At 61.9% G+C, this 25,562-nt stretch carries 28 protein-coding genes and 1 tRNA gene; 20 read left to right on the top strand and 9 right to left on the bottom strand.

The window, feature by feature from the left end:
• Positions 1-60: 60 nt before the first annotated feature.
• From FHT69_RS03590 to FHT69_RS03580, 3 genes are all read left to right on the top strand, one after another.
• Entirely contained in the window at positions 61-1,089 is a 1,029-nt protein-coding gene (locus FHT69_RS03590) for a zinc ABC transporter substrate-binding protein (RefSeq protein ID WP_097542203.1), read from the top strand.
• A gap of 143 nt (positions 1,090-1,232) precedes the next feature.
• Entirely contained in the window at positions 1,233-2,438 is a 1,206-nt protein-coding gene (zigA, locus tag FHT69_RS03585; RefSeq protein ID WP_183904925.1) for a zinc metallochaperone GTPase ZigA, read from the top strand.
• Positions 2,435-2,611: a hypothetical protein gene (locus FHT69_RS03580; protein WP_168334074.1), complete on the top strand. Its 177-nt coding sequence runs from the start codon at positions 2,435-2,437 to the stop codon at positions 2,609-2,611. Before zigA ends, FHT69_RS03580 begins: the two co-directional genes overlap by 4 nt.
• Positions 2,612-2,962: 351 nt before the next feature.
• Here FHT69_RS03580 and FHT69_RS03575 read toward each other — a convergent pair whose 3' ends face one another.
• The gene (locus tag FHT69_RS03575; RefSeq protein ID WP_168334073.1) at positions 2,963-3,286 is read right to left on the bottom strand and encodes an RcnB family protein; all 324 of its coding nucleotides are present in this window, start codon (positions 3,284-3,286) and stop codon (positions 2,963-2,965) included.
• Between the two features lie 317 nt (positions 3,287-3,603).
• On the opposite strand from FHT69_RS03575, the gene FHT69_RS03570 reads away from it, so the two are divergent.
• On the top strand, positions 3,604-3,987 hold the full coding sequence (locus FHT69_RS03570) for a VOC family protein (protein ID WP_047611743.1): 384 nt from the start codon (positions 3,604-3,606) through the stop codon (positions 3,985-3,987).
• Positions 3,988-4,115: 128 nt separating this feature from the next.
• Complete coding sequence (locus tag FHT69_RS03565) at positions 4,116-5,447, top strand: hemolysin family protein (protein ID WP_063474657.1); 1,332 nt, start codon at positions 4,116-4,118, stop codon at positions 5,445-5,447.
• A gap of 77 nt (positions 5,448-5,524) precedes the next feature.
• On the opposite strand, the gene chrA is transcribed toward FHT69_RS03565, so the two are convergent.
• On the bottom strand, positions 5,525-6,946 hold the full coding sequence (gene chrA / locus FHT69_RS03560) for a chromate efflux transporter (RefSeq protein WP_183904924.1): 1,422 nt from the start codon (positions 6,944-6,946) through the stop codon (positions 5,525-5,527).
• A 1-nt stretch (position 6,947) separates the two neighbouring features.
• Positions 6,948-7,763: a chromate resistance protein ChrB domain-containing protein gene (locus FHT69_RS03555; protein ID WP_183904923.1), complete on the bottom strand. Its 816-nt coding sequence runs from the start codon at positions 7,761-7,763 to the stop codon at positions 6,948-6,950.
• A gap of 284 nt (positions 7,764-8,047) precedes the next feature.
• Here FHT69_RS03555 and FHT69_RS03550 point away from each other — a divergent pair, with 284 nt between their 5' ends.
• The 5 genes from FHT69_RS03550 to FHT69_RS03530 all read left to right on the top strand — a co-directional run bounded on the left by FHT69_RS03550 (position 8,048) and on the right by FHT69_RS03530 (position 10,858).
• Entirely contained in the window at positions 8,048-8,356 is a 309-nt protein-coding gene (locus tag FHT69_RS03550; protein ID WP_047610744.1) for a hypothetical protein, read from the top strand.
• Positions 8,357-8,812: 456 nt separating this feature from the next.
• Positions 8,813-9,724, top strand: a complete 912-nt coding sequence (locus FHT69_RS03545) for a PhzF family phenazine biosynthesis protein (protein ID WP_047610746.1) — start codon at positions 8,813-8,815, stop codon at positions 9,722-9,724.
• Between the two features lie 218 nt (positions 9,725-9,942).
• A tRNA-Lys gene (locus FHT69_RS03540) sits at positions 9,943-10,018 on the top strand.
• Positions 10,019-10,172: 154 nt separating this feature from the next.
• On the top strand, positions 10,173-10,469 hold the full coding sequence (locus FHT69_RS03535) for a hypothetical protein (protein WP_183904922.1): 297 nt from the start codon (positions 10,173-10,175) through the stop codon (positions 10,467-10,469).
• An 86-nt stretch (positions 10,470-10,555) separates the two neighbouring features.
• Entirely contained in the window at positions 10,556-10,858 is a 303-nt protein-coding gene (locus FHT69_RS03530; RefSeq protein ID WP_097594224.1) for a hypothetical protein, read from the top strand.
• 149 nt (positions 10,859-11,007) lie between these two features.
• Here the strand turns inward: FHT69_RS03530 and FHT69_RS03525 are convergent, their stop codons facing one another.
• Both FHT69_RS03525 and FHT69_RS03520 read right to left on the bottom strand, forming a co-directional pair.
• Positions 11,008-11,778 (bottom strand): NUDIX hydrolase, encoded by a 771-nt coding sequence (locus FHT69_RS03525; protein ID WP_047610751.1) that lies wholly within the window; start codon positions 11,776-11,778, stop codon positions 11,008-11,010.
• A gap of 8 nt (positions 11,779-11,786) precedes the next feature.
• Positions 11,787-12,896, bottom strand: a complete 1,110-nt coding sequence (locus tag FHT69_RS03520; RefSeq protein ID WP_183904921.1) for an endonuclease/exonuclease/phosphatase family protein — start codon at positions 12,894-12,896, stop codon at positions 11,787-11,789.
• 198 nt (positions 12,897-13,094) lie between these two features.
• Here FHT69_RS03520 and FHT69_RS03515 point away from each other — a divergent pair, with 198 nt between their 5' ends.
• The gene (locus FHT69_RS03515) at positions 13,095-13,463 is read left to right on the top strand and encodes a DUF4189 domain-containing protein (protein ID WP_183904920.1); all 369 of its coding nucleotides are present in this window, start codon (positions 13,095-13,097) and stop codon (positions 13,461-13,463) included.
• Positions 13,464-13,484: 21 nt separating this feature from the next.
• Here the strand turns inward: FHT69_RS03515 and FHT69_RS03510 are convergent, their stop codons facing one another.
• Genes FHT69_RS03510 through FHT69_RS03500 form a run of 3 tightly spaced genes read right to left on the bottom strand, consistent with a single transcriptional unit; the run spans position 13,485 to position 17,207 of the window.
• Positions 13,485-14,540, bottom strand: coding sequence for an ABC transporter ATP-binding protein (locus tag FHT69_RS03510; RefSeq protein WP_183904919.1), 1,056 nt, complete (start codon positions 14,538-14,540; stop codon positions 13,485-13,487).
• Entirely contained in the window at positions 14,528-16,222 is a 1,695-nt protein-coding gene (locus tag FHT69_RS03505; RefSeq protein WP_183904918.1) for an ABC transporter permease, read from the bottom strand. Before FHT69_RS03505 ends, FHT69_RS03510 begins: the two co-directional genes overlap by 13 nt.
• Positions 16,223-16,229: 7 nt before the next feature.
• Positions 16,230-17,207: an ABC transporter substrate-binding protein gene (locus FHT69_RS03500; protein ID WP_168334069.1), complete on the bottom strand. Its 978-nt coding sequence runs from the start codon at positions 17,205-17,207 to the stop codon at positions 16,230-16,232.
• A gap of 297 nt (positions 17,208-17,504) precedes the next feature.
• On the opposite strand from FHT69_RS03500, the gene FHT69_RS03495 reads away from it, so the two are divergent.
• The 3 genes from FHT69_RS03495 to FHT69_RS03485 all read left to right on the top strand — a co-directional run bounded on the left by FHT69_RS03495 (position 17,505) and on the right by FHT69_RS03485 (position 20,727).
• Positions 17,505-18,563: an aldo/keto reductase gene (locus FHT69_RS03495; protein WP_097542196.1), complete on the top strand. Its 1,059-nt coding sequence runs from the start codon at positions 17,505-17,507 to the stop codon at positions 18,561-18,563.
• Between the two features lie 179 nt (positions 18,564-18,742).
• The gene (locus FHT69_RS03490; RefSeq protein ID WP_063474648.1) at positions 18,743-19,342 is read left to right on the top strand and encodes a c-type cytochrome; all 600 of its coding nucleotides are present in this window, start codon (positions 18,743-18,745) and stop codon (positions 19,340-19,342) included.
• Between the two features lie 341 nt (positions 19,343-19,683).
• On the top strand, positions 19,684-20,727 hold the full coding sequence (locus FHT69_RS03485; protein WP_183904917.1) for a DUF2278 family protein: 1,044 nt from the start codon (positions 19,684-19,686) through the stop codon (positions 20,725-20,727).
• A 22-nt stretch (positions 20,728-20,749) separates the two neighbouring features.
• Here FHT69_RS03485 and FHT69_RS03480 read toward each other — a convergent pair whose 3' ends face one another.
• The gene (locus tag FHT69_RS03480; protein WP_047610768.1) at positions 20,750-21,970 is read right to left on the bottom strand and encodes a PLP-dependent aminotransferase family protein; all 1,221 of its coding nucleotides are present in this window, start codon (positions 21,968-21,970) and stop codon (positions 20,750-20,752) included.
• Positions 21,971-22,238: 268 nt separating this feature from the next.
• Between FHT69_RS03480 and FHT69_RS03475 the strand changes: the two genes are divergently transcribed.
• The 6 genes from FHT69_RS03475 (at position 22,239) to FHT69_RS03450 (ending at position 25,525) form a co-directional block, all read left to right on the top strand.
• Complete coding sequence (locus tag FHT69_RS03475) at positions 22,239-23,339, top strand: branched-chain amino acid aminotransferase (RefSeq protein WP_183904916.1); 1,101 nt, start codon at positions 22,239-22,241, stop codon at positions 23,337-23,339.
• A 346-nt stretch (positions 23,340-23,685) separates the two neighbouring features.
• Positions 23,686-23,895, top strand: coding sequence for an AbrB/MazE/SpoVT family DNA-binding domain-containing protein (locus FHT69_RS03470; RefSeq protein ID WP_047610772.1), 210 nt, complete (start codon positions 23,686-23,688; stop codon positions 23,893-23,895).
• Positions 23,895-24,272 carry a type II toxin-antitoxin system VapC family toxin gene (locus FHT69_RS03465; RefSeq protein WP_047610774.1) on the top strand — a complete coding sequence of 126 codons (378 nt, stop codon included), beginning with the start codon at positions 23,895-23,897 and terminating at the stop codon, positions 24,270-24,272. Before FHT69_RS03470 ends, FHT69_RS03465 begins: the two co-directional genes overlap by 1 nt.
• 105 nt (positions 24,273-24,377) lie before the next feature.
• The gene (locus FHT69_RS03460; RefSeq protein ID WP_047610776.1) at positions 24,378-24,629 is read left to right on the top strand and encodes a type II toxin-antitoxin system ParD family antitoxin; all 252 of its coding nucleotides are present in this window, start codon (positions 24,378-24,380) and stop codon (positions 24,627-24,629) included.
• The gene (locus FHT69_RS03455) at positions 24,613-24,948 is read left to right on the top strand and encodes a type II toxin-antitoxin system RelE/ParE family toxin (RefSeq protein WP_047610777.1); all 336 of its coding nucleotides are present in this window, start codon (positions 24,613-24,615) and stop codon (positions 24,946-24,948) included. Before FHT69_RS03460 ends, FHT69_RS03455 begins: the two co-directional genes overlap by 17 nt.
• Positions 24,938-25,525 (top strand): class I SAM-dependent methyltransferase, encoded by a 588-nt coding sequence (locus tag FHT69_RS03450; protein WP_183904915.1) that lies wholly within the window; start codon positions 24,938-24,940, stop codon positions 25,523-25,525. The genes FHT69_RS03455 and FHT69_RS03450 overlap by 11 nt, the downstream gene beginning before the upstream one ends.
• Positions 25,526-25,562 lie beyond the last annotated feature (37 nt).

Below are 25,562 nucleotides of genomic sequence, written 5' to 3'. Positions count from 1 at the left end.
TTATAGCATAACGCAATTGATGTAATAACATAACAATTGTAATTCAAGGGAAGCACACTGATGCAACGTGCCCTGGGGCCATTTCTCAAAGTCTTGGCCTTCAAAATACCGGCTCTCGCAATCATGGGCGTCGCAATCCCCGCCTTGCTCTTTGCCGGAACGATGCGGGCCGCCGATGCGCCTGTCGTCGTCACCTCGATCAAGCCGATCCATTCGCTGGTTTCGGCGATCATGCAGGGCGTCGGCGAACCGGAACTGATCGTCGACGGCGCCGCCTCCCCGCACACCTACAGTCTGAAGCCGTCGAATGCCCGCGCTTTGCAGGACGCCAAGGTGATTTTCTGGGTCGGTCCCGGCCTCGAGGCCTTTCTCGAAAAGCCACTGCAGGCGCTCGGCCGGGATGCCAGCATCGCTGCACTCGATGAAGCGCCCGGCCTCGTCAAACTCCCCTTCCGCGAGGGCGGCGCTTTTGAAGCGCACGATGACGGCGACGAGCACGACACTGCCTCCGGTCACGAACATCACGATGCCGAAGCCGCGCATGCTGCCGACGATCACCACGACCACGGCGCCTTCGACACCCATCTCTGGCTCGACCCGATGAATGCCAAGGCGATGGCCGCCATGATCACCACGACGCTGGTCGCCGCCGATCCCGCCAATGCGCTGACCTATCAGGGCAACGCCAAGGCTCTCGACGACAAGCTGGATGCGTTGGATACCGAGATCAAGGGCATTGTCGCTCCCGTCAAGGACAAGCCCTTCATCGTCTTCCACGATGCCTACCAGTATTTCGAGCATCGCTACGGCATCCGGGTCGCCGGCTCGATCACCGTCAGCCCGGAAACCATTCCCGGCGCCGAGCGTGTTTCGGAAATCCACAGCAAGGTCGGGCAACTCGGCGCCACCTGCGTCTTTGCCGAGCCGCAGTTCGAACCGCGCCTCGTCGATGTGGTCATCGAAGGCACGCACGCCAAATCAGGCGTGCTCGACCCCGAAGCGGCGACGCTGAAGGCCGGTCCCGATCTCTACTTCACCCTCATGCGCGGCATCGCCAACAGCATGAAGGGCTGCCTCTCCGGCGCATGATTGTCATGCGCCGCACTGCGCGTCCTGCCGGACACGCGACGTTTTGGAGAAAGCTGAAGCGGAAGAAGGCGGACACCCCCGTTCCGCCTTTTTTCAGCGCAATCCATGTAATGATATAACATATATAATTCGATGAGGTTCCCATGGACAATAGACTTCCCGTCACCGTGCTTTCAGGCTTCCTCGGCGCCGGCAAGACGACGCTGCTCAACCATGTGCTCGCCAATCGCGAAGGTTTGCGCGTCGCCGTCATCGTCAACGACATGAGCGAGGTGAATATCGACGCGGCGCTGGTGCGCGACGGCGGCGCCAATCTCTCCCGCACCGAGGAGCAGCTTGTCGAAATGACCAACGGCTGCATCTGCTGCACACTGCGCGACGACCTGTTGAACGAGGTGCGCCAGCTCGCCGACCAGGGCCGCTTCGATTACCTCCTGATTGAATCCACCGGCATTGCCGAGCCCCTGCCCGTCGCCACCACCTTCGAATTTCGAGATGAGAACGGCCAAAGCCTTTCCGACGTCGCAAGGCTCGACACCATGGTGACCGTCGTCGACGCCGCCAACCTGCTTGCCGATTATGCCTCAGCCGATTTCCTCGCCGACCGCGGCGAAACGGCGGGTGACGGCGACAACAGGACCATCGTCGACCTGCTGGTCGAGCAGATCGAATTCGCCGATGTCGTGGTGCTGAACAAGGTCGGCACGGCCAGCGAGGAAAAGCGCGACGCCGCCCGCAAGATCGTCACCGGCCTCAACCCCGATGCCAAGCTGATCGAGGCGGATTTCGGCAGGGTGGCGCTGAACGAAATGCTCGGCACCGGCCGCTTCGACATCGACAAGGCCGAGACCCATCCACTCTGGTACAAGGAGCTACACGGCTTCCGCGATCACGTGCCGGAGACCGAGGAATACGGCATCCGCTCCTTCGTCTATCGCGAAAAACGGCCCTTCCATCCGGCAAAGCTGCAAGCCTTCCTCGACAGAAGCTGGCCGGGCGTGGTGCGCGCCAAGGGCTTCTTCTGGCTGGCGACCCGGCCGCATCATGTCGGCGAGATCAGCCAGGCGGGCGCGATCGTTCGTACCGGCAAAATGGGTCTGTGGTGGGCGGCCGTACCCCGCGAACAATGGCCCGAAGAGCCAGGCTTCATGCGCGCCATCGGCCCCTATCTCGACCCGGTCTGGGGCGACCGCCGCCAGGAAATCGTTTTCATCGGCGCCGATCCGATGGACGAAGCCTGGATCAGGAAGGAACTCGACGCCTGTCTGGTCGACACCACGGTGTTTGCACCGGAACGCTGGCGCAAACTGCCTGATCCCTTCGCCAGTTGGAGCCGGCAGGCAGCGTGAAAGCGACGGCGATCAAATCCTACCGCTGCATCTGCCAGGAATGCGATCCCTTGCCACCGATCGAGGGGCTGCATCCGCTGACGCATGAGGCTGCGGACGAGACGCCGCGCAAAACCAGGGGATTGCTCGGCCTCATCGCCGAACACGTGATGCCTTTGCGCCGGCAGGACTAAAGCGGTGACGACCGCCGCTGTGTCCTTCAAGCCGACGGCGAATGTGGCGTGAACGCCACCCCATCCTCCGTAGACCAAGTCGAGTTTGGCGCGAACGCCAACCCCACTCTCCGTCATCCCAGGCCTTGAGCCTGGGATCCATACCACTACTGCTGATGGATGCGGTGTGGATGCTCGGCTCAAGGCCGAGCAGGACGGAGGGTGGGGTTAGCGGGCGGAGCCGATCAGAACACGGGAGCCTCGTGGCGAGACCAGAAAGAGCAACGATGCTGATCGAGACGGTGTCGCTTGCCCGCCTCAAAGTCAGAAAGAGGGCAGCCAAATCCGCCCTCTTTCCTCATCCATCTGCGATCAACGGACGGTAATGATGCTGGAGATGATGCCGCTGGTGACGCCGATCAGCAGGTAGTCGTTGTCAGCGCGGACCCAGCGATAACCGCGCGGCGGAGGCGCCAGCCGATAGCGGCGGTAGTCGTTGACATCGGAGAACCGGCGACGCTCGCTGGCATTGACGCGGTATCCCTTTTTCCAATGCGGCCGGATGACCTTCTTCTCAACGATCACCCGCTTCTGCACGACAGGCGGACGGCGATAATCGTCAGCACTGGCCTGGGAGACAATCATCGGAGACAGAAGAAAGGAGGCGGAAAGAAGAGCTGCAAAAATCTTTTTCATGTCGGGTTCCTCGTGTTGGCACGGGAACAAACTAGGGCTGAAAAGATGAACCGAAACTGAAATATAAATTAAATTTTCGTAATAGAATCCGATGGCTGTGGGTTTCGGCTAATATTTTAGGTTAGTCTTATACACTATGACGAAGAGCCGTTTTACCCGACACGGCACAATCGCTGCATAGCCCCAAAAGATCGGATTCGATTTTCGGAAGAATTGGGCGCAGATTCAAATAATGCAGCGTGTCCCTGCCTCCGAACGAGCGCTTGGCGCCGTCGGGACTGTCGTGCGGGATCGCTCTAGAGACAGTGGAGGAAATCATGCCCGGCATCAGCGTGCGCTATATCGTCGACGACGTCGACGTCGCGTTGGAATTTTACACGAGACATCTCGGCTTCTCGATCGCGCTTCATCCCGCGCCCAGCTTCGCCATCCTCACCAGGGACGGCTTTCGTCTGCTCGTCAGCGGCGTGACGGGACCGGGCGGAGCGTCTCAGGCGATGCCAGACGGACGAAAGCCCGAGCCCGGCGGATGGAATCGCATCCAGATCGAAGTCGCGGATCTGGAAGCCGAAGTCGCCACGCTGCGCCAGGCCGGCGCGCGTTTTCGCAACGAGATCGTGCAGGGCATGGGCGGCAAGCAAATCCTCCTCGAAGACCCGGCCGGAAACCCGATCGAACTCTTCGAAGCACCGAAGAGATGACGCGGCAGCGGTCACCCGATGACGGCAACCCGACATCCACATCGCGTGCAGCAAGAATGCGGCTGCGCCTTGCTACCTCTGTCCGAGCGTGTAGTTTCGGACTCGCATCAATTCAGAGGTAGGGAAACATGTCCGAATCCGCGGGCGGGCTCTTCGACTATGTCGGGATACTAGCCGTGTTGCTTCTCGTGGCCGCCAATGGCTTCTTCGTCGCCGCCGAATTCGCACTGGTGTCGGTGCGGCGCAGCCGTGTCACGGAACTTGCCGCGGCAGGCCGCATGAATGCCTCCGCACTTCAGCGCGCCGTCGACAATCTCGATGCCAACCTCGCAGCCACTCAGCTCGGCATCACCATTTCGTCGCTCGCCCTTGGCTGGGTCGGCGAGCCGGCGCTTGCGCACCTGATCGAGCCTCTGCTGTCCTGGCTGCCCGGGCAATGGGCGGCGACAGGCGCGCATACCGTCGCCATCGTCATTGCCTTCGTCATCATCACGGCGCTGCACATCGTGCTCGGCGAGCTCGCGCCGAAAAGCCTGGCGCTTCAGCGCAGCGAGGCCACCTCGCTTGCTGTGGTGCGTCCGCTCGGGTTCTTCCTCTTGCTGTTCAAGCCGGCGATTTTTGCCCTGAACGGCATGGGCAACCTCGTGCTGCGCGGTGTGGGTCTTCGCGCCGGAACCGGCGAATCGTCGTTCCATTCGCCGCAGGAGCTCAAGCTGCTGGTCGCCGAGAGCCAGGAGGCCGGCCTTCTCAACCAGGTGCAGCAGCAACTGGTCGAGCGGGTGTTCAACATCGGCGACAGACCGATCTCCGACATCATGACCCCGCGTCTCGATATCGAATGGTTCGACGCCGACGACAGCGACGCCGAGATCCTGAAGACCATCCGCGAATGCGGCCATGAGCAGTTGCTGGTCGCGCGTGGCTCGATCGACGAACCGATCGGCATGGTGTTGAAAAAGGACCTTCTCGACCAGGTTCTGGACGGCGGCAAGGTCCGGCCGATGGAGGTGATCAAGCAGCCGCTGGTGCTGCATGAGGGCACCTCGGTCGTCCGCGTGCTCGACAGTTTCAAGGCCTCGCCCGTTCGCCTCGCCATCGTCATCGACGAATATGGCAGCCTCGAAGGCATCGTCACCCAGACCGATCTGCTCGAAGCCATCGCCGGCGACCTGCCGGGATCCGATGAAGAGCCCGACATCGTCGTCAGGGAAGACGGCTCGCTCTTGATCGATGCGATGATGCCGGCCTTCGACGCCTTCGAACGGCTGGGCCTGCGCGATCGTCCGGATGCCGATTTCCATACGCTTGCGGGCTTCGCGCTGCATCAGCTCCAGCACATCCCCGAAGCCGGCGAAACCTTTCTCTTCGACGGCTGGCGCTTCGAAGTGCTCGACATGGACGGCATGCGCATCGACAAGATGCTCGCCACGCGCATTCCCGCGGATGGGGCGGAAGCCTAGTCTAGCGGATCGTCCCGCACGATGCGGAGGTCTGAAGTATTAGAGCGTCCTTTGTGCGTCCGAAAGGACGCACGGCTCTAGTTCACCGCCAGCGTCCAGATCATCCCTGCAACAGCACAGGCGAGCAGCGTCGCGATCACGGAAGCCTTGAAGCGGAAGATGGCGACGGCAGCAGCGGCCGACAGCGCCATAGCCGCCGGCACAGCCGATTGCAGCACGGGGATATCGAGCCGCAAGCCGCCAAGGCCGACGGTCGCGACCTCGGCAAACAGCGTGTGCAGGGCAAACCAGATGGCGAGGTTGAGAATGACCCCGACGACCGCCGCCGTTATGGCCGACATCGCGCCGGCAAGCGCGATGTTGCCGCGCAGTTTCTCGATGAAGGGCGCGCCGAGGAAGATCCAGAGGAAACAGGGCACGAAGGTGACCCACGTCGTCAGCATCGCCGCAAGCGTGGCAGCAAGCATCGGGTTCAGTGCTCCTGGATCGCGGTAGGCGCCCATGAAACCGACGAACTGCACGACCATGATCAGCGGCCCCGGGGTCGTCTCGGCCATGCCGAGACCATCCAGCATCTCGCCGGGTTTCAGCCAGCCGAAATGCTGCACGGCCTCCTGCGCGACATAGGCCAACACGGCATAGGCGCCGCCGAAGGTGACGACCGCCATCTTGCTGAAGAACAGGCCGATTTGGGTAAAGACACTGTCGGCACCGAAGGTTGCGTAGAGCACGGCGAGCGGAGCGAGCCAGAGGGCGAGCAGCGCGGCCGACATGCGCAGCGACCAGGCAAGATTAGGGCGCGCATGCGCCGGTATGCCCTCGCCGAGCGCCGACTCGGCATCCGACAGCACCGGGCCGCTTCCGGCCTTGTGGCCACCGCCCGTCCGGAAGGCCGCAAGCCCGAACCTGCCGCCGACAAAGCCGGCGATGCCGGCCGCGAGCACGATCAGCGGGAACGGCATATGGAGAAAGAAGATGGCGATAAAGGCCACGGCCGCAATAGCGACCATGACGTTATTCCTCAGCGCGCGGCTGCCGATGCGGATGACCGCCTGCACGACGACGGCGAGCACCGCCGCCTTCAGCCCGAAAAACAGACCGGCGACGATGGCGACGTTACCGTAAGCCGCATAGATATAGCTGAGACAGAGGATCGATAGAAACCCCGGCAGCACGAACAGCAAGCCGGCGACGAGACCACCCGCTGTCCGGTGCATCAGCCAGCCGATATAGACGGCGAGCTGCTGCGCCTCGGGTCCGGGAAGCAGCATGCAATAATTCAGCGCATGCAGAAAACGATGCTCGCCGATCCATCGCTTCTCGTCGACAATGATCCGGTGCATGACGGCGATCTGGCCGGCGGGACCGCCGAAGCTCAAGGCGGCGACGCGCAGCCACACCCTGAAGGCGTCACCAAACGAGACGCCGTGATGATGCGCCCCATTCGCGTCCTCCCCCGCCATTTTGCCGCCGGATGCAGCATCCGTCATCTCGGCCATCTCATGCCCTCTTCTTCGGCGCTGGCCAGTTGTGGGTTTCCTCGGTCGCATCCCGGCACCAGCGGAAGAAGGCGTCGTAGAGCACCATCCCGGCTTCCAACTGCTCCAGATCGTCGGAATACATCCTGGAGAGGCCGAGTGATGCGGCAAGCAGGCCAGGCGCCTCGGGCGCGAGGTCGGGCCTTGCGGTATCCGCCGCCCTGACGATCCGCGCCAGACGCAGAAGCGGTTCCGACGCCAGTCCGAACTCCTCGACCATGACGTCAAAAGTGCAGAATTCGCCACGGTGGCTCCAGAACACATCTTCGATATCGAAGGGCGCCGCCCCAAAGCGTTCTCCGACTGCGACAACCTCCGGCGCCGGCACGAACAGGAAGACAGCGCTCGGATCGACGAAGCGCCGGATCAGCCAGGGGCAGGCGATGCGGTCGATCTTCGGCCGCGCCCGCGTTACCCAGACAGTCCGTCCCTCCGCGTCGCGGCGCGGCAGCTTTTCCCAGGGGACCGCCGGTCCGCCTGCGATCCAGGCTTCGAAGCCGCCCTCGAGGCTCTCGGCATCGATACCGGCATGGCGCAGGTAGGCTGCAACGCCATGGCTGAGCTTGCTGCCCTTCTGGCAGACCACGACGACGGAATCGGCATCGACGCTGCCGGCCCAGGACGCTACCTCGGTATGGTCGCGCCGGATCGAGCCCGGCACCAGGCGCGGATCGAGCCCGAAGTCCTCCTTCGTGCGAACGTCGATAATGCAAGGCGCACCGGGAGTTCCGATGAGGCGGCTGAGCTTGTCGGGAGAAATTTCGAGAAATGACGGCATGACGCGTCCCTCCGTTGATCGGTTCTGTTGGACGCGATTCTTCAGCATGACGCCTCGTGGGGTGATCGCGACCCCATGGGAAAACCATGCAAAAGTGCCCCCGCCATGTCAAGGGCATTGGGTCGCGGCGGCTGCTGTCCGCAGGGCACCCGATCGGCCGGCATCTCGTCCTCCGGGACAAGAATGAAGAGGACGAAAACTCAATCAACACAGGCGCTTCGGCCCAGAACGGAACAAAATGCCCACTTCGGCATTCTTCTGTCACCGAAAGAGGAGAAAGTACCATGACGTACGACCCCAATAATGCCAACGACCCCAACCGCCCCCTGAACCCAAATTTGGATCTGCGCACCACGCCGAGCGCGCGCAACAATAATACGTGGGTTGTCTGGGTCGCTGCATTGGCCGTGATCGCTGTCGCTGCATTCGCCTATTCGCAGTGGAGCACCCCCGGCACATCGCCGGATACGACAGCCTCCACGACCCAATCCGAGCCGGCGCCGGCCAAGCCGATCGCTCCGACCGACAACAGCGCAACGCCCGCACCGGCACCGGCACCGGCCACTCCGCCGGCTGCCCCTGCCCAGCAGTAACCGCTGCTCGGCCAAAGGAAGCCGGCCGGATGCCGGCTTCCTGACCGCTGTGGGCTCTTGAAGATTATTAAGCAAACCCTACTTAAGGGATATCATATCTGTCTCTAACGGCTGACCACGGATGTACTGGCAGCCGTTATCGAGACTGATCGAGGAAGGTCGGTGCGAGTTTCGCCCGGCCTTTTTCTTGACCTCGTCATCGATGCCGAATGGGGCAGTCATGCCTGCTCCTGCCAAAGCGCTACCCGAAAATCGAAAGCGATTGTCGCGGCGCTCCAGGCCGACCTAAAGCGCCATGCGTGCTTTCGAACGCACAATGGACGCTCTAACACCTTGAATTTACGCATCGTGCTTTCCGAAAATCGATTCCGATTTTCGGGCCGATGCGCTAGCGCCTTGCACTCGACCGCTTGGTCGGGCAGGTTGGCGGCGCGATGACGATTCAAGGAGGCTGATGTGGCGCGAAGCTACAGCGTCTATGACGTGTTCACCGATCGAAAGCTTGCGGGCAACCCGCTGGCGGTGATCTTCGACGGAGACGATCTCAGCGACGAGGCGATGCAGGCGATCACCCGGGAGCTTAATCTCTCCGAGACGGTGTTCGTGCAGCCTTCGAGCAACCCCGCCTATGCAGCGCGGCTGAGGATATTCACGCCGGGGCGCGAGCTGCCCTTTGCCGGCCATCCGACGGTCGGCACGGCGGTGGCGCTGGCCGAGCGGGCTCATGGCGCGACGACCCGCGATCTCGTCTCGGTACTCGAGGAAAATGTCGGGCCAGTGCGCTGTGCGGTGCGGCTGAGGGAGGGCGAAGCGAGCTTTGCCGAATTTGACCTGCCGCGTAAGTCGCAGCCGGCCATCATGCCGCTCGACAAGCTCGGCATTGCCGATGCGCTGTCGCTGAAGGTGACCGAAATCGGCTTCGAAAATCATGTCCCATCGGTCTGGAGCGCCGGTGTCCCCTTCCTGCTCATTCCGGTGCACGATGTCGGAGCCGCGCAGCGGGTGGAATTCGATCCGCAGCTCTGGGAAAAGATCGTGCCTTTCGTCGACGGTGCGCTCGCCTCGGCCTATGTCTATTGTCGCGGCGGCGTCAACCACGTGGCGAAGTTCCATGCGCGCATGTTTGCAAGCGGCATGGGCATCGTCGAAGACCCGGCTACCGGGGCGGCAGCGGCGGCGCTCTCCGGAGCGATCCACCATTTCGACCGGCTGACGGACGGACATCATCCGATCATGATCGAGCAGGGCGTCGAGATGGACCGGCCATCCTTTATCCACCTGCATATCGATGTCGACGGCGGGACGATCTCCAACGCGCGCATCGGCGGCCAGGCGGTGCGGCTGGCCAGCGGCACGCTCGACCTCTGATTTCACCGGAGCGCCGCGCGTCCGCCAGGACGCGCCCTATCACTTTGAATCGGCGCATAATCCTTTCCGAAAATCGCTTCCGATTTTCGGGGTTATGCGCTGCATTTCAGCCATGCCGAAAAATCTTCGCGATTAACCAAAGAAATTTCGCCTATGCGCTGGACAAGCCTGCCGATCCTGTTTATACGCCCCGTCACACCGCGCAGCCAAGCGCGAACGGGTGATTAGCTCAGTTGGTAGAGCAGCTGACTCTTAATCAGCGGGTCGTAGGTTCGAGCCCTACATCACCCACCAAATCTCTTGAAAAGATTGATGTTTCTGAATTCAGGCCGGATTTTCCGGCCTGCCGGGAACCGTTCTGGACGCCGGCGGCATGGTTCGTCTTGCCCTCAAGGCTGGCCGCCGCGATCCGCGCGCCCTATCTCCCTCTCACAGACGGGAGGGGTGCATGAGAAGCGTTATTTTGGCCGTCGCCTTGTCTCTGCCCTTGCCGGCCTTTGCCGCCGGTGCAACGGAGGTCAAAGCGGGCGATCACAGCTGCGGCGAGCTTGCGCAGATCATCCGTCAGAATAAAAAGGTCTTTGTCCGCGTCGGCTTTGGCGGCCGCAGCTTCCGCTATCCGCCCGCCCAATGCAGCATGGGCGACAAACGCACCACCACCAGTTTTCGCGATGCTAAGGGGAAACAGTGCATTCTCGACTATGCCTGCGTCTTCGACCCGGCATCGCCCTATAATTTCCCCTAGAGCGCCGTTCGTCCTTTCGGACGCACAAAGGACGCTCTAACACTCTGATTGCGCCAGCCGCCTCTTTCTCACATGCAGGAGTTTCCATGAAAAGCACTGTTCTAGCCGTCGCATTGCTGTTTCCGTCCGCAGCCCTTGCCGTCGAGGCGGTGGAGGTCAATGCCCGCGATCACAGCTGCGAGGAGCTTGCGCAGATCATCAGGAAGGACAAGGCTGTTTTTGTGCGCATGGGCTTTGGCGGCCGCAGCTTCCGTTATCCGCCGGCCAGGTGCAATCTGGGCGACAAGTACGACACCGCCAGGGTAAGGGATGCCAACGGCAAGCTTTGCCTTCTCGACTACGAATGCGTCTACGATCCCCAGTCCTTCTATAACAGGATCCCCAAATAATATCCTGAAGCGTCGCCCAATACGGTTCCAGGCATCGGCTTCGAATCTCATGGGAGGCACGAACCACCGCCCTCTTCCTTCGAGGCCCCTTCCGGAGCACCTCTGGATGAGGGCTGATTGGTGTGGCGTGACGCGGACGAACTGATCGCCTATGCGCCGGCCTTGCCGAAATACCAGTCGATCACCGGCAGCATGGCGATGTTATAGGGATAGGCCGAGGGATCAGCCGAGCGGATGGCCACGGCGCCCGCGATCTCCTGGTCGTCGGCGACCAGCATGTGGCGCTCGATCTGCTCGATCATCTCGTCCGCCGTCATCTCGAAGCGGAAGAGCCGCAGCAGCGTTACCGTGCGCTTGTTATGGGTGGCGAACAGTCCCTGCCCCGCGACGGCATCGGCAAGATCGAGCCCGGTCTCTTCGTGGACCTCGCGGCGCATGTTTGCCTCGATGTCGCAGCTGTTGTCGACGATATCCTCCGGTTCGAGCGAACCGGCGGCGAAATAGACCTGGCCGGGATTGGCGGTATGGGCGCCCATGCGGATCGCCACCAGCGCGCCGTCGGAGCTTTCCAGCACCGGATAGGCGAAGACGTGAATGCCGCCCTGACGCTGCGGCTGCCGGCGCCACCACATGAACGCGGAAAAGGGAATGACATGGCCCTCGCCCACAATCCCGTCTTCGCTGAGCGATATCAGTCGCTGGAACACCATGCGCCCGTCGAACAGCGCCGGGTTGGCAGCGGTCTCGCGTGCCCAATTCTCTCGAATCGCCGCTTCTTCGGCGGCGACGAGGGGATGGGGGCCGGGCAGGATGCGCAGATCCACGCCGGCAATCGGGAAGACCGTCGCCGACGGCGGCCAGCCGGCGAAATCATCGGAGAAATTGGCGTTGGTGAAATTCATGTTCAAATTCGTTTTCATGTTCGCTTTCAGGGAAGATCCAGTGTCATGACGACGGGGCAATGATCGGACGCCTTCGGCCTGTCCCAGCCGGTGCGCGGATAACGCTCCACCTCCTGCCCTGGCGGGAAGATGGTGCGGTAGGGCTGGCCGCTGCGGATGATTTCGGGCAGGCGACCGGCATTATGGGCGGCGAGCGCTGGTGAAAGCCAGAGATAGTCGAGCTGGCAGAGCCACTGCTCTTGCGGCCCGCGCGCATGATAGAGCGTCCAGCGGTCCAGCGCCGCGCGGCGGCGTACGACGTTTTCGGCAAAGCCGTCGCGGCTGAAAACGTCGAGCGCGCTTTCGGCCTCGTCCTGATGCTCGAAACGATAGCCGGCGCCCCGCCGGCCGATGACGTCGACGCGCTCCTGATAATCATTCATGTCGCCGCAGATGGCGAAGCTCTTGGTGCCCGCGTGATCGGCACCGAAACGATCCTCGATGATGCGGCGCACCGCGCGCGCCTCGGCACGGCGGATCGGCATGGTCGATTGCCGCCCGTCCAGCCCGTCGCGCGGATTGCCCATCGACTTGAAATGCACGACATAGAGCGAAAACGGCCGGCCGCCGATCAGAAGGTCGAGCTCCAGGCAATCGCGCTTGAAGATCTTGTCGTCGATGCGGTTGGTGAGCCCCAGTTCCTCGTCGAACAGATCGAGATCGCGATAGGTCGTCATTGCATGGCTGCGGATGTCCCTGAGCTCGATCTTCTGGCCGTCGCGCGTTTCCTCGCGCATCAGCACCGCGACATCGATGCCGCGGCTGTCATTGCCCTCGACCAGATATTTCTGCCGGTAGCCGTTTCCGACCATGCGGAAGAGATAGCCGTATTCAAAGGCCTGAAGAGCCGCCATGTTGTCGATTTCCTGCAGGCAGAGGATGTCGGCATCCGCATCGGCGATCGCGAGCGCCGTCATCTGCCGCGTATCGTCGGTCGCAGCGATCACCCGAGACTGCTCGAGTTGCTGGTAGACGCCCTCGCTCGACACTTGGAAAAGCTTGATGACGCGGTCCTGGCGCAGCTGATTGCGGAAGCCGGTGAAATCGAAACGGGTCAGGAGATTTTCGACATTGAAGGTGGCGAGGCGAAGCGACATGGGAAGGATCCGGTTGCGGGGAGTACCTTAACCAGCAGAAGCCGCAGGAAAAGATGGCCGGCCAAGAAATATGCGGACAACCACCCCTCTTGCGGCCCCGGAGGCGATTGCCAGTGACTTAGGCCGCTGACATGCTCCCGCAGGTTCCGAATAATTCGTCCCGGACGACATTCACCGGTTCCGGGGCGGGAGCATTTCATGAAACGGATTTCTGCATCGATTGCGGTTTTGACTGCCCTCGCCGGCACCGGCCCGGCACTTGCAGACAGCTACGGTGCCATCGCCTATTCGCCATCAACGGGCGCTCTGGGTTGGTCCAATGCCAATGACAATCGCGGCGACGCCGAAACCGTCGCCCGGCGCAATTGCGACAGCAGCACCGATGACTGCCGGATCGCCATCTGGTTCCGCAATGGCTGCAGCGCGGTGGCCGTCGGCCATCGCGGCGGCTGGGGCTCCGGCTGGGGTTACGACAACCGTGAGGCCCAGCGTCAGGCGATCGGCAACTGTGGACGTCAGACCGGAACCTGCCGTGTCATCCGCTGGCAATGTTCCGGCAGCGAGTGATCCCGAAAGGGCGCGGGCGTCTCAAAGCCGCCATGCCGCGCGCACCGATAACCTGAGACTGTCACCCGTCCGGACTGGAAAGCGGGAATAGGCCCGCAGCGCCTGCCCGTCGGCGAGGGTGAGCTTCAATGCGTAGCGCTCGCCCTCGAAGAGAACGGATTCGACCGCCGCCGCGATCCCCTCGCCGGCGGCGGTATTCTCGCCGGAGACCATCACATCCTCCGGCCGGACGAGGACATCCATCCGGTCGCCGCTGGCGGTCCCGGCGACAGCACCGGCAAACAACGGCTCCAGCACAGGCCGGTCAAACGCCCTGCAATTTCCGGCAATCCGCGGCAGCGTCACGATCGCCCCTCGCCCGATCAGCCCGCCGACGACGCGGCCTTCCGGCCGGGCGTAGATCTCGGCCGGTGACGCCACCTGCAGCAGTCGCCCTTCCGACATGACGGCAACGTCGGTCGCGAGCGCCATCGCCTCGCTCTGGTCGTGGGTGACATAGATCATCGTCGCGCCCGAGCGTTGATGGAAATCGCGGAAGGTTTCCTCCATCTCCTGTTTCAGGTGGCGGTCGAGATTGGCGAGCGGCTCGTCGAGCAGCACGACGTCGGGCGATGTGACCAGGCAGCGGGCAAGCGCCACGCGCTGGCGCTGGCCGCCGGAAAGATCGGCCGGCCGCCGTTCGGCATATTCGGCAAGCCGCACGATGCCGAGCGCATCGCGCACCTTCGTCCGATAGGCCTCACCCGAAATGCCGCGCACCTTGAGGGGATAACCGACATTGTCGGCGACGCTCATATGCGGCCAGAGCGCATAGGACTGGAAGACCATCGCCATGTTTCGCTTTTCCGGCGGCAGCGATTGCGCGGCATCGGCAAGCAGCCGCTCGCCGAGATGGATCGACCCGTCGGTCGGCGCCTCGAAACCGGCGATCATGCGCAGCACCGTCGTCTTGCCGCAGCCGGAAGGCCCGAGCAGCGCCAGGAAGCCGCCCTCACGCACATCGAGCGAAAACCCGCTGACGGCAGCCCGCCCGGTGCCGAAATCCTTGCCGAGCTGATTGAGGATCAGCCTCCCCATGGGACCACTCCTTTCGGCAGCTGTTTGGCCAGAAGCTCGAGCAGCAGCATCAGCATGACGACCATGACGACGACGAGCACCGAAAGCGCCGAAGCAAGGTCGGAACTGCCGCTGTCATCGAGATTATAAATGGCGACACCGAGCGTCTGCGTGCCGGCCGACCAGAGAAGTGCGGAGATCGTCAGCTCGTTGCAGGCGATCAGGAAGACGAGGATGACGGAGGCGCCAGCGGCCGGCGCGATCAGCGGCATGATGATATCGGCAAGCCGGCGGAAGAAGCCGGCCCCGGAAAGCCGTGCCGCCTCTTCGAGCGCCGGATCGAGCTGATGAAAGGCACTGACCACCGGTTTCAGGCTGACGGCGAAGAAGGAGGAGAAATAGGCAATCAGGATGATCCAGATCGTGCCGTAGAGCGAGACGCGCAGGAATGGGATGGGTGCAGCGAACACCAGGATGAAGGAAACAGCCATGACGATGCCGGGCAGCGAATAGGGTATTTCGATGAGGCCGGAAACGATGCGGGAAGCCGCATCCTTGCGCCGCGTCAGCGCATAGGCTGCAAGCATTGTCACCACCAGGAGACCAAGCGCGGTGGCGCCGGCAAGCGACAGCGAATTGACAAAGGCCGTGCGCGTCACCGCCTGCCGGAACAGGATCTCCTCAAAAGCATGCAGCGACATGGTCTTGAAGGTGAGCGGCACGCCATAGGCCGGCACCAGCGCGCCGGCAAGGAGCGCGAAGAAGGGCGCCGCCAGCATGAAGAACAGGATCACCCAGACGAGTGGCGCCAAGGCAAATCGCCAGGCACCGAGTTCGAAGGCGGCGCTCGCTCCGGATAGACCGATGACACGGTAGTCGCGGCCACGCAGTGCCCGGTCCTGGATCATCAGGCCGACGACCGAGATGATGGCGATGATCGCCGAGAGCACGGCGACATCGCCGAAGGTCCGGCTGGTGAAGGCGGAAAACTTGGTGAAGATGAGCGTCGGCAGCGTGAAGATCGAGGCCGGAATGCCGAGAATGGCGGGAATGCCGAAATTGCCGGTGCAGGAGACGAAGGAAATTGCCCCCCCGGCGATGATGCCGGGCAGCGACAGGGGCAGGATGATGTCGCGGAACACCCGCAAGCTGGAGGCGCCGGAAAGCCGTGCGGCCTCGACACCGTCGCGCGGCAGCGTCATCAGCCCGGCCCGAAGCGCCAGATAGACCAGCGGCGCATGCTGGACGCCGTAAAGCAGCGCGATACCACCCACCGAATAGAGCGGCTGCGGCGAGCCGAGCGGCGGGGCAATGGAAAGCGCCTTCAACAGCGGGCTGGAGGGGCCGGACATCTGCACCCAGGCCAATGCCGTCACTTGCGGCGGGATCATCATCGGCAGCACGAAGAAGAAGCTGAGTGGCCCCTTGGCGCGGATATCGGTCAGCGTCAGCAGAAAGGCGAAGAGGCAGCCGATGACGAGCGAGATGATCGTGCCGAGGATGGCGGTGACAACCGTGTAATAGGTTGCCGACCACAGCGACGCCTCGCTCAAAACAGTCATCACGCCACCATCGGCGAAGGCCGAGATCCCGACCATGCCAAGACGAGCGAGCGGCAGCACGCTGAGGATCAGGACGACGATGACGACAAAAGGAAACAGCCAGGCGGGCTGGCTGTTTCCTGTTTTGACATATCCGTGCATGAAAGGATCAGTTCGAACCGTAGATGCCCGAGAAGGTCTTCAGGTCCTGGTCGGTATTCTTCAACGCTTCGGCCGCCTTGATAGGCAGGACCTTGATGGTGTCGCGCGCCGGGAAGCCTTCCGGCACCTTCATGCCGTTGCGGGCCGGGATGTAGCCGAGCTTCTGAAAGCCTTCCTGGCCCTTTTCGGAGAGCACATAGTCGACGAACTTCTTGGCGGCGTCGGCGTTCTTGGTGCTGGCGAGGATGCCGACCGGCTCGGTGACAACAGAAACGCCTTCGCTCGGGAACACGAAATCGACCGGAGCGCCCTTGGCCTTCTCGCGGATCGGCAGATAGTCAACGACCACGCCATAGGCCTTCTCGCCCGAGGCGACCGACTTCAGCACGGCGCCGTTGCCGCCGGCCGCGATCGCGCCGTTTTCCGCGAGCGACTTGTAGAAATCCCAGCCGAGGCCGGGAACGGCGGCAAGCGTCTGGGCGTGGATGAGTGCCGCACCCGAAGCAAGCGGGCTCGGCATGGTGACGAGGCCCTTGGCTTCCGGCTTGGTCAGATCCTTCCAGCTCGCAGGCTTCATCGAAGCCGACGTGTTGTACATGATGCCTGTCGTGATCAGCTTGGTGGAGTAGTAGTAACCGTCGGCATCATAGAGGGCAGCATCGTACCCTGCGGCTTCCGGCGACTTGTAGGCCAGGAGCCTGCCGTCTTCCTTGAGGCGCTCCAGCGTCACGACATCGGCGATCAGCAGAACGTCAGCGACCGGGTTGCCGGCCTGGATCTCGGCCTGGAGCTTCGCCATGATCTTCGGCGTGCCGTCGCGCACCCAGTCGACCTTGATATCAGGATTGGCGGCCATGAACCCATCGACCGTTGCCTGCGCATCTTCGTTCGGCTGGCTGGTGTAGAGAACGAGGTTTGCGGCCGAAGCCGGAATGGCAAAGAGGCTCGCGGCGACAAGTGCTGCGGCAGAAACGATCGTTTTCATGGGAAGGATCCTCGATTTCGATACCCCTCCCTTATTAGGGGTCGTTGACAGCGATGTGACAGCACGCCGCAGCCGCCAGGCCCAGGCTTCACAACCTTCCTTGACCTCCACCGGCTTTGCCGACAATCGGGGCGATAGCTGTGGCGCAATCTCGCAGGCGTCGTCTTCAACCCTGTGAAACATCCGATCATCTGGTATCCTGGCGCCAAGCAATCTCACCCAGGCGTGAACACTCGGAGATTGCCATTGCCGGGCTTTGCGCTACGTCACTCACGTTTCAATGAAGGAGGAATTTCTATGGAATATCGTCTGCTCGGCCGTTCCGGCCTGAAGATTTCGACTTTGACCATGGGCACGATGACCTTCGGCGGCGTCGGCTGGGCGAAGACCGTCGGGGACCTCGGCGTTTCCGAGGCTCGCAAGATGATCGATATGTGCATCGATGCCGGCATCAACCTGATCGATACCGCCAATGCCTATTCATCAGGCGAATGCGAAAACATCATCGGCGAGGTGCTTTCCGGCAAGCGGCCGCAGGGTGTGCTGCTCGCCACCAAGGCCCGCTTCAGCATGGGCGACGGCCCGAACGACCAAGGCCTGTCGCGCTACCACCTGGTCCGCGAATGCGAGGCGAGCCTCAAGCGCCTGAAGACCGATGTCATCGACCTCTACCAGGTGCATGAATGGGACGGCCAGACGCCGCTCGAAGAGACGATGGAAGCCCTCGATACCCTGATCAAACAGGGCAAGGTGCGTTACGTCGGTTGCTCCAACTATTCCGGCTGGCACATCATGAAGGCGCTTGGCATTGCCAACGAGCACAGGTACCAGCGTTTCGTCAGCCAGCAGATCCACTATACGCTGGAAGCCCGTGATGCCGAATATGAGCTGCTACCGATCTCGATCGACCAGGGCCTCGGCGTGCTGGTCTGGAGCCCGCTCGCCGGCGGCCTGCTCTCCGGCAAGCATCGCCGCAACCAGGCAGCCCCTGAAGGCACGCGCCAATTCGCCGGCTGGACCGAGCCGCCGATCCGTGACGAAAACCGTCTATGGAACATCGTCGAGACACTGGTCGCGATCGGCCAGGAACGCGGCGTTTCGGCGGCTCAGGTGGCGCTCGCCTGGCTGATCGGCCGCAAAGCCGTGACCTCGGTCATCATCGGCGGCCGCACCGAAGCCCAGTTCCGCGACAACATCGCCGCCGCCGAGCTGAAGCTGACGGACGAGGAGCGCAAGCGCCTCGACGCGGTCAGCCTGCCACCGGTGATCTATCCCTACTGGCACCAACTGAACACGGTCAGCGACAGGCTTGGCGAGGCCGATCTCGAGCTTTTCGCCCCGCATCTGCAACAATAGGCAGCGGATCAAGCACTGCACGGCCGCCACAAAACTCCAAGTCAACTAGGGCGTGAACTCATAAAAACGCAGCCATAGTCGCATGGAGGCGACGGGGGTCCGCTCGCCAATGGTTGCATCTCCTGATAAGCTCAGCATCACACTTCAGCTTAAATTAAGCCCCGATCTGGAGGCCTCGCATGCCTTGCAGCAGCGCGCTCGCTCCGTTCGTCATCGCCGCTCTCGTGGCCCTCGGTCCGCTGCCGGCTAGAGCGCAGAACAATGCTGCGCCACCGCCGGCGGCAATCTCCCACAGGGCCAAGCTTTGCGGGATGTGTCACGGTATGAAAGGTATGCCGACTGTTAAGAACACGCCGATCATCGCCGGCCAGCACGAGTCCTCTTTGCTGATAGCTTTGCAGGAATATCGCAATGGAGAGCGCACCGACGACCTCATGGGCCGGATCGCGAAGAATCTTTCCGACGACGACATGAAGGCGCTTGCGGCCTACTTCTCCGCACTGCCCTGGCCCGCCTACCGCGAGCCGGCCGACGCAGCGAGCATTACCCGCGTCCGAGCGCTCGACGCCGGGAAGAAGTGCACCTCGTGCCACCGGGAGGGTTTCGTCGGATACGCCAACACTCCGCGCGTCGCAAATCAGAAGCTGGACTACCTGATCAAAACCCTCTCCGACTTTCGCGATAACAAGCGCCCGAACATGCCCAGCATGACGGCCTTGGTGCGCAATTTTTCGGCCGACGACATCGCTGCCATGGCTCACTATCTTGCCGGCCTCTGACGATCAGTTCGGGGTCGGCGATGCACCGAATAGGGCCGACGAATAGCGATCACTGCGTTACGGCGATTGGCACCTCTTGCCCACGAACAAGCTATCCGTGCGCCGGTCATTTCTGGCCGTTTATCTGCTTAACAACCGCTCTGATTGCACTGCGTGACCTTTATGGCAATTGCTACATAAGTCCGCAAAAGTGTGCAGCGGTTTTGCGACCACGACATGGGTAAATCAAAGACCTAAAGCGTGGCAGGCGAATCTGAAGGATCGCGCCGTACTTTAGTCGTCACAAAAGATGCACTTTCGCCGTGTTATCGTCAGACCCCGCCACTCCCGCGAGGTTTTCCATGCTGAAGAATTACAAGGTCCTGAAGGGCACGGCGAGCGCACTTGCCCTCGACAACGACAACGATCCTCATATCGAGATCCGCATCGAGGCAAACGGCGTCAGTTATCGCATCGCGCTCAATGTCCGCTCCAAGGAAACGCCGCACGATCTGCTCTACGCCAATATCGTCGATTTCAAGCACTCAGCGCTGACGGAGGCGCTCGAAGCGCTGCCGATGGGGCTGATCGACATCCGCAAGGACCGTCCGGAGCTTGCGATAGACTATGTTCGCGGCGGGCTGATCGAACGCGAGGATATGAATGTCGCACCCTTCCAGCTATCCGGCCCGAAGAACGACCTGCGCGACTTCATCGAGCCGATCGTCCAGGAAGGCATTGCCGATTCCGACGTGCATTTCTACGCCTTCGGCGAGGCCTGGGGTCCTGAGCACAACAAGCCGGACCAATATTTCCGTTTCGAGCCGGGCAACGGCATCCACGACATTCACATGAACCAGGGCGACGGCGGCAGCTTCAAGGCGACCAACGGCCCCAACCAGGACGGCGCCCTTCTCGTCCATTTCAACGATACCGACGAATGGGCGGCGATCTTTCTCTGCTTCCAGTCGCAGAATTGGAACACCGATGCGGCGACCGGCCATCCGGTTTCCGACAGCCGTGGCGGGCAGGGCCGCGGCGAAGGCACGCGCCGACCGCAGCCGATCGTCGCCTCGTCGCTGCGCATCGTCGCCGCGCTGATCAACCCGGTGAACGGCGAAGGCGGCACCGAGGCCGAAACGGTCACGATCATCAACCGCTCCGACATGACCGCATCGCTCGACGGCTGGAAGCTGGAAGACGAAAACGGCAGGACCCAGACACTGTCGGGGTCGCTTGGCGCAGGCGAGCTGCGCACCGTGGCACTCGATGCCGCGGCCGGCGGCCCGCAGCTTGCCAACAGGGGCGGCGACATCATCCTGCGCAACGCCGACGGCGCCGTGGCCGACCGGGTCGGCTACGGCAAGAGCGAGACGGCGAACGAAGGCTGGACGACGATCTTCTGATCGACGCCCTCGCCAGCCTGGATCAGCCGCCGATTTCGGCCGAGATCAGCGCGCCCAAGCGGCCGATGCCGTCCTCGATCATCTGCTCGTTGGCGCAGGAAAAGCTGACGCGGAAGGTGTTGGCGCCGGAACCATCGGCGAAGAATGCCTTGCCGGGTACGAAGGCGACCTTGGCGGTCTCCAGCGATTTCGCCAAGAGCTTGGCGCCATCCATCCCCTCCGGCAGCGTGATCCAGATAAACATGCCGCCCTCCGGCTTCGTCCAGCTCGTGCCTTTGGGCATATATTTCTCGAGTGCCGTCAGCATGCAGTCACGGCGCTTGCTGTAGGCGGCCTTGATCTTGGCGACCTGCGCGTCGAAACCGCGCTCGGCGACATCTGATATCGCCATCTGGTTGATCGTCGAGGAATGCAGGTCGGCCGCCTGCTTCATCAGCACCAGCTTGCGGATGACAGGCGCATTGGCGACGATGAAGCCGACGCGAAGGCCAGGCGCCAGCGTCTTCGAGAAGCTGCCGCAATAGATGGTGCGCGTATCGTTGATATGGCCCTTTTCGGCAATCTCGAGCGCCAGGATCGGTGGGATCGGATCGCCGTCGTAACGCAACGACTGGTAGGCCGCATCCTCGATGACGGCGATGTCGAGGTCTTCGGCCAATGCCAATACCTTCTTGCGGCCATCGAGATCGACGGTCTCGCCGGTCGGGTTGGAGAAATCGGCGGAGAGATAGGCGAACTTCACCTTGCCGCCGGCAGCCGCTGCGGCCGCCCGATAGGATTCCGGCGTCCGGTTGCCGTTCGGCGTCAACTGGTCATAGGCCGGTTCATAGGCGTTGAAGGCCTGCAGCGCGCCGAGATAGGTGGGCCATGTCACCAGCGCGGTATCACCAGGCGACAGGAAGAGCTTGCCGAGATAATCCAGGCCCTGCTGCGAGCCTGATACAATGAAGACGTTGTCGAGTTCGCAGGGGATGCCGAGAGCTGCCATCTGCTTGACCAGCCATTCGCGCAGCGGCTTGTAGCCTTCGCTCACTGAATATTGCAGCGCCGAGTTGACGGCGGCGCCGTCGAAGATATCGGCATAGGCCTGCTTGAATTCCCGATCCGGAAACAGCGCCGGATCAGGGATGCCGCCGGCAAAGGAGATGATGTCGGGCCGGTCGAGAAGCTTCAGCAACTCGCGGATCTCGGATGCGCGCATGCGCGACGAGCGCGACGCAAACATGGTGTCCCAGTTCAGCATGGGGTTTCCTCATATTTTCTATACCGCCGACAAACCACGCCAGGGAAATTATGTCAATAATACTGACCTATTTTCTTGTCATGGTGACAAGCGTAGACGCCATCCGATATCGAAGACGCTCGATCCCGAATTTGCTGCTCGACGTCAGCCACTCCAAGCGATTATTCCTCTGATCAAAGTCGAAACCGGCTGATTCAGACCTTTCCAAGACCAGCTCGGCGGCAGTAGTGTCGCCGCCACTATTCAAATTACTATCAAGGTGCCAGCAATGACCGTGACGTCGGCCTCTTCTGAAATCAAAATCGAACTCCACCAGTCTCCCGTCTCCGACGCCGATCGCATCCAGGCACTGGAGACGCCAGGCTTCGGCAAGGTCTTCACCGATCATATGGTCCTGGCACGATGGACTGCCGACAAGGGCTGGCACGATGCGAAGGTTACGCCCAGGCGGCCCCTGGAGCTCGATCCTGCGAGCGCCGTGCTGCACTATGCTCAGGAAATCTTCGAGGGCATGAAAGCCTACAAGGCAGACGATGGCCGGATTCTGCTCTTTCGGCCTGAAGAGAATGCCCGCCGCTTCGCGCAGTCTGCAGCCCGCATGGCGATGCCTCCTGTGCCCGAAGAACTCTTCCTGAAGGCCGTCGAAGAACTGGTCCGCATTGACAAGGCTTGGATTCCGTCCGGCGACGCCAGCCTCTACCTTCGCCCCTTCATGTTCGCCAACGAGGCGTTTCTCGGTGTTCGTCCGGCTCAGGAATATGTCTTCTGCATCATCGCCTCTCCGGTCGGCGCCTACTTCAAGGGCGGCGCGAAGGCCGTCTCCCTGTGGGTCGAGACCGAATACACCCGTGCGGCTGCCGGCGGCACCGGCGCTGCAAAATGCGGCGGAAACTACGCAGCCAGCCTCGTGGCGCAAGCCGAGGCGGCGAAGAAGAATTGCGATCAGGTCGTCTTCCTCGACGCAGCAGAGCATCGTTGGGTCGAAGAACTCGGCGGCATGAACGTCTTCTTCGTGATGAATGACGGATCGGTGGTGACCCCGCCCCTTGGCGGCACGATCCTGCCGGGGATCACCCGGGCCTCCGTGATCGTACTCGCCGAAGAAAGAGGCTTGCGCGTCGAGCAGCGTCCCTACTCCTTCGGGGAATGGCAAGACGACGCTGCCAGCGGCAAGCTCATCGAAGCCTTCGCTTGCGGCACTGCCGCAGTCCTGGCGGGCATTGGCCTGGTTCGACATGCCGGCGGCGAGTTTCTGGTCGGAGACGGACAGACCGGCAAATTGACCAGCGAACTGCGCCAGCAGCTCGTCAGTCTGCAGAAGGGCGTAACGAACGATGAGCGCGGCTGGACCCGCCTTATCCCGGCCTGAATTCCCGACGTTCCACGCAAACGGCGGCGTCAACACCGACATGGTGGGCGCCGCTCTCCGCCTCGCGCGCAAAGCCGCCGGGCTGTCGACCCTATTCCGCCCTCGCCGGAGTTCGTGTCGAGTTGCACGATACGCTACGATGCTCTTCGAGCGGACGGCCACCAAGCAATCCGCGGATCTCTTTCGAAACCGCGCGCCGCCCGGTCTTTTGTGGCCGAGTCAGCGGGAAGAATCATCGCTACTTCTCCTTTGGCGACCAAAATAGCACTAACGCCGAAAACACTTCGTCATTGACGGATGTCAGATGAATTCTTACCATTCATCTATCGATGGAGGAAAGGTAAGAATGACAACCGCAACCCTCTCCACAAAATTCCAGATCTCCATTCCCAAGGAAGTGCGCGAACAGCAGCACTGGTCGGCGGGGCAGGAATTCGTGTTCATCCCCAAAGGGAAAGGCGTGCTGCTGATGCCGGTCCCGACGCTTGCCGATCTTCGCGGCATTGCCGAAGGCGCTGACAAGGAAAACTACCGCGACCGGAACGACCGTTTCTGATGCGCGTGGTCGACAGCTCCGCATGGATAGAATGGCTGACGAAAAGTGCCGCCGGAACCCGGTTGCAGGCCAATATCCCGGTGCGCGATCAATGCATCGTTCCAACCATCGTGCAGCTCGAGCTCTCCAAATGGCTGGCACGCGAGAAGGACGAGGAAGCCGTCGACAGCTTCATCGCTTATACCGCGACATGCATGGTTGTCTCTCTCGACACGACGCTTGCCCGCCGTGCTGCCGAAATCTCGACGATCCACAAACTCGCCACCGCCGATGCGATCATTTATGCGACCGCGGAGCGCCATGATGCCGACATCCTGACCTGCGACGCCCATTTCAAGGATCTCGAACGCGTCATCTATGTCGATAAAAAAGACTGACCTGGATGTGACCCAAGTGCTCGACGGCGGAGCGCAACGCTTCTATCACAACGTGGGAAATGGTAATCTGGCATCAACCGGCATGGACGGACTGCACCGAATTCAATGGCGAAAATGACGATCTCTCTTCCGGATAATCTGGCGGATTACGTCGCACGCCGTGTCGCAAGCGGCAGATACGCCAATGCCAGCACATATCTGGCGGAACTCGTCCTGAGGGACCAGGACCATCGCAAGCTCGATGACGAAGAATTGCGTGAGATTCTGAGGTTGGCCGAAGAGAGCGGCATCAGCGACCGGCGCATTGCCGATATCCTGTTGGAAACGAAGGCAAAGCTGCGTGACATCAACCTATAGGCTGACCCGAACCGCAGATGCCGTGCTGTCGGGCATCGACGAATATGCCAGCTTGCACTTCGGCGAGGCACAGGCGGATGCCTATCTTCTCGACTGGGACAGAATTTTCGTGCTTCTTTCGCGCGCGCCCTCCATGGGAGACGAATGCGAAGAGCTTGGCGTCGGCCTTCGCCGCCTTCTTCACATGCGCCACGTCGCCTTCTATCGTGAAATACCGGACGGCATCCTCGTCATCGACATCATCGGCGCCGATCGGCTCCCCGAAAGGCACCTTCAATCCAACCGACGCTCCCGAACGGCCGATCCGCATGCCTCGTGACAATACCTCTGACTTCTACAGGCAAAACGCCGAGACCTACGCCAACCGGGCGCGCAGCCTGCCGAAGCAGCAGCTCGATGCCTTCCTCGCCGGGCTTGCGCGGGGTGCGGCAATCCTCGAACTCGGCTGCGGTGGCGGACAGGACAGCGTCTACATGCTGTCGCAGGGTTTCGACGTGACGCCGACGGATGGCTCTGCCGAGCTTGCAACACAGGCCGAAGCGCTGATCGGCAGGCCGGTCAGGGTCATGCTGTTCCAGGAACTCGACGCCGACAGCGCCTTCGACGGCGTCTGGGCGCATGCGAGCCTTCTTCATGTCCCCCGATCCGAACTGCCCGACGTCTTCGCCCGCATCCGCCGCGCCCTGAGGCCCGGCGGCCTCCTTCACGCAAGCTTCAAGGCCGGGGAAGCAGAAGGCCATGACGGCTTCGGTCGTTATTACAACTATCCCTCCGCCGAATGGCTCTCGGAGCTTCTGACGAAAGGCGGTTGGGGGAATATCGCCCTAAGCGAATACGACGGCGGCGGATATGACGGCAAGCCGACGCGCTGGCTGACCGTCAGCGCACAACGATAAAGGCCGGAGCTTTCGCCCCGGCCCTCGATTCCTACAG

Source organism: Rhizobium sp. BK008, from assembly GCF_014197345.1.
Classification (GTDB): Bacteria; Pseudomonadota; Alphaproteobacteria; order Rhizobiales; family Rhizobiaceae; genus Rhizobium; species Rhizobium anhuiense.
The sequence above is the reverse complement of the archived record's forward strand: the minus strand, read 5'-3'. Positions and strand labels throughout refer to the sequence as shown.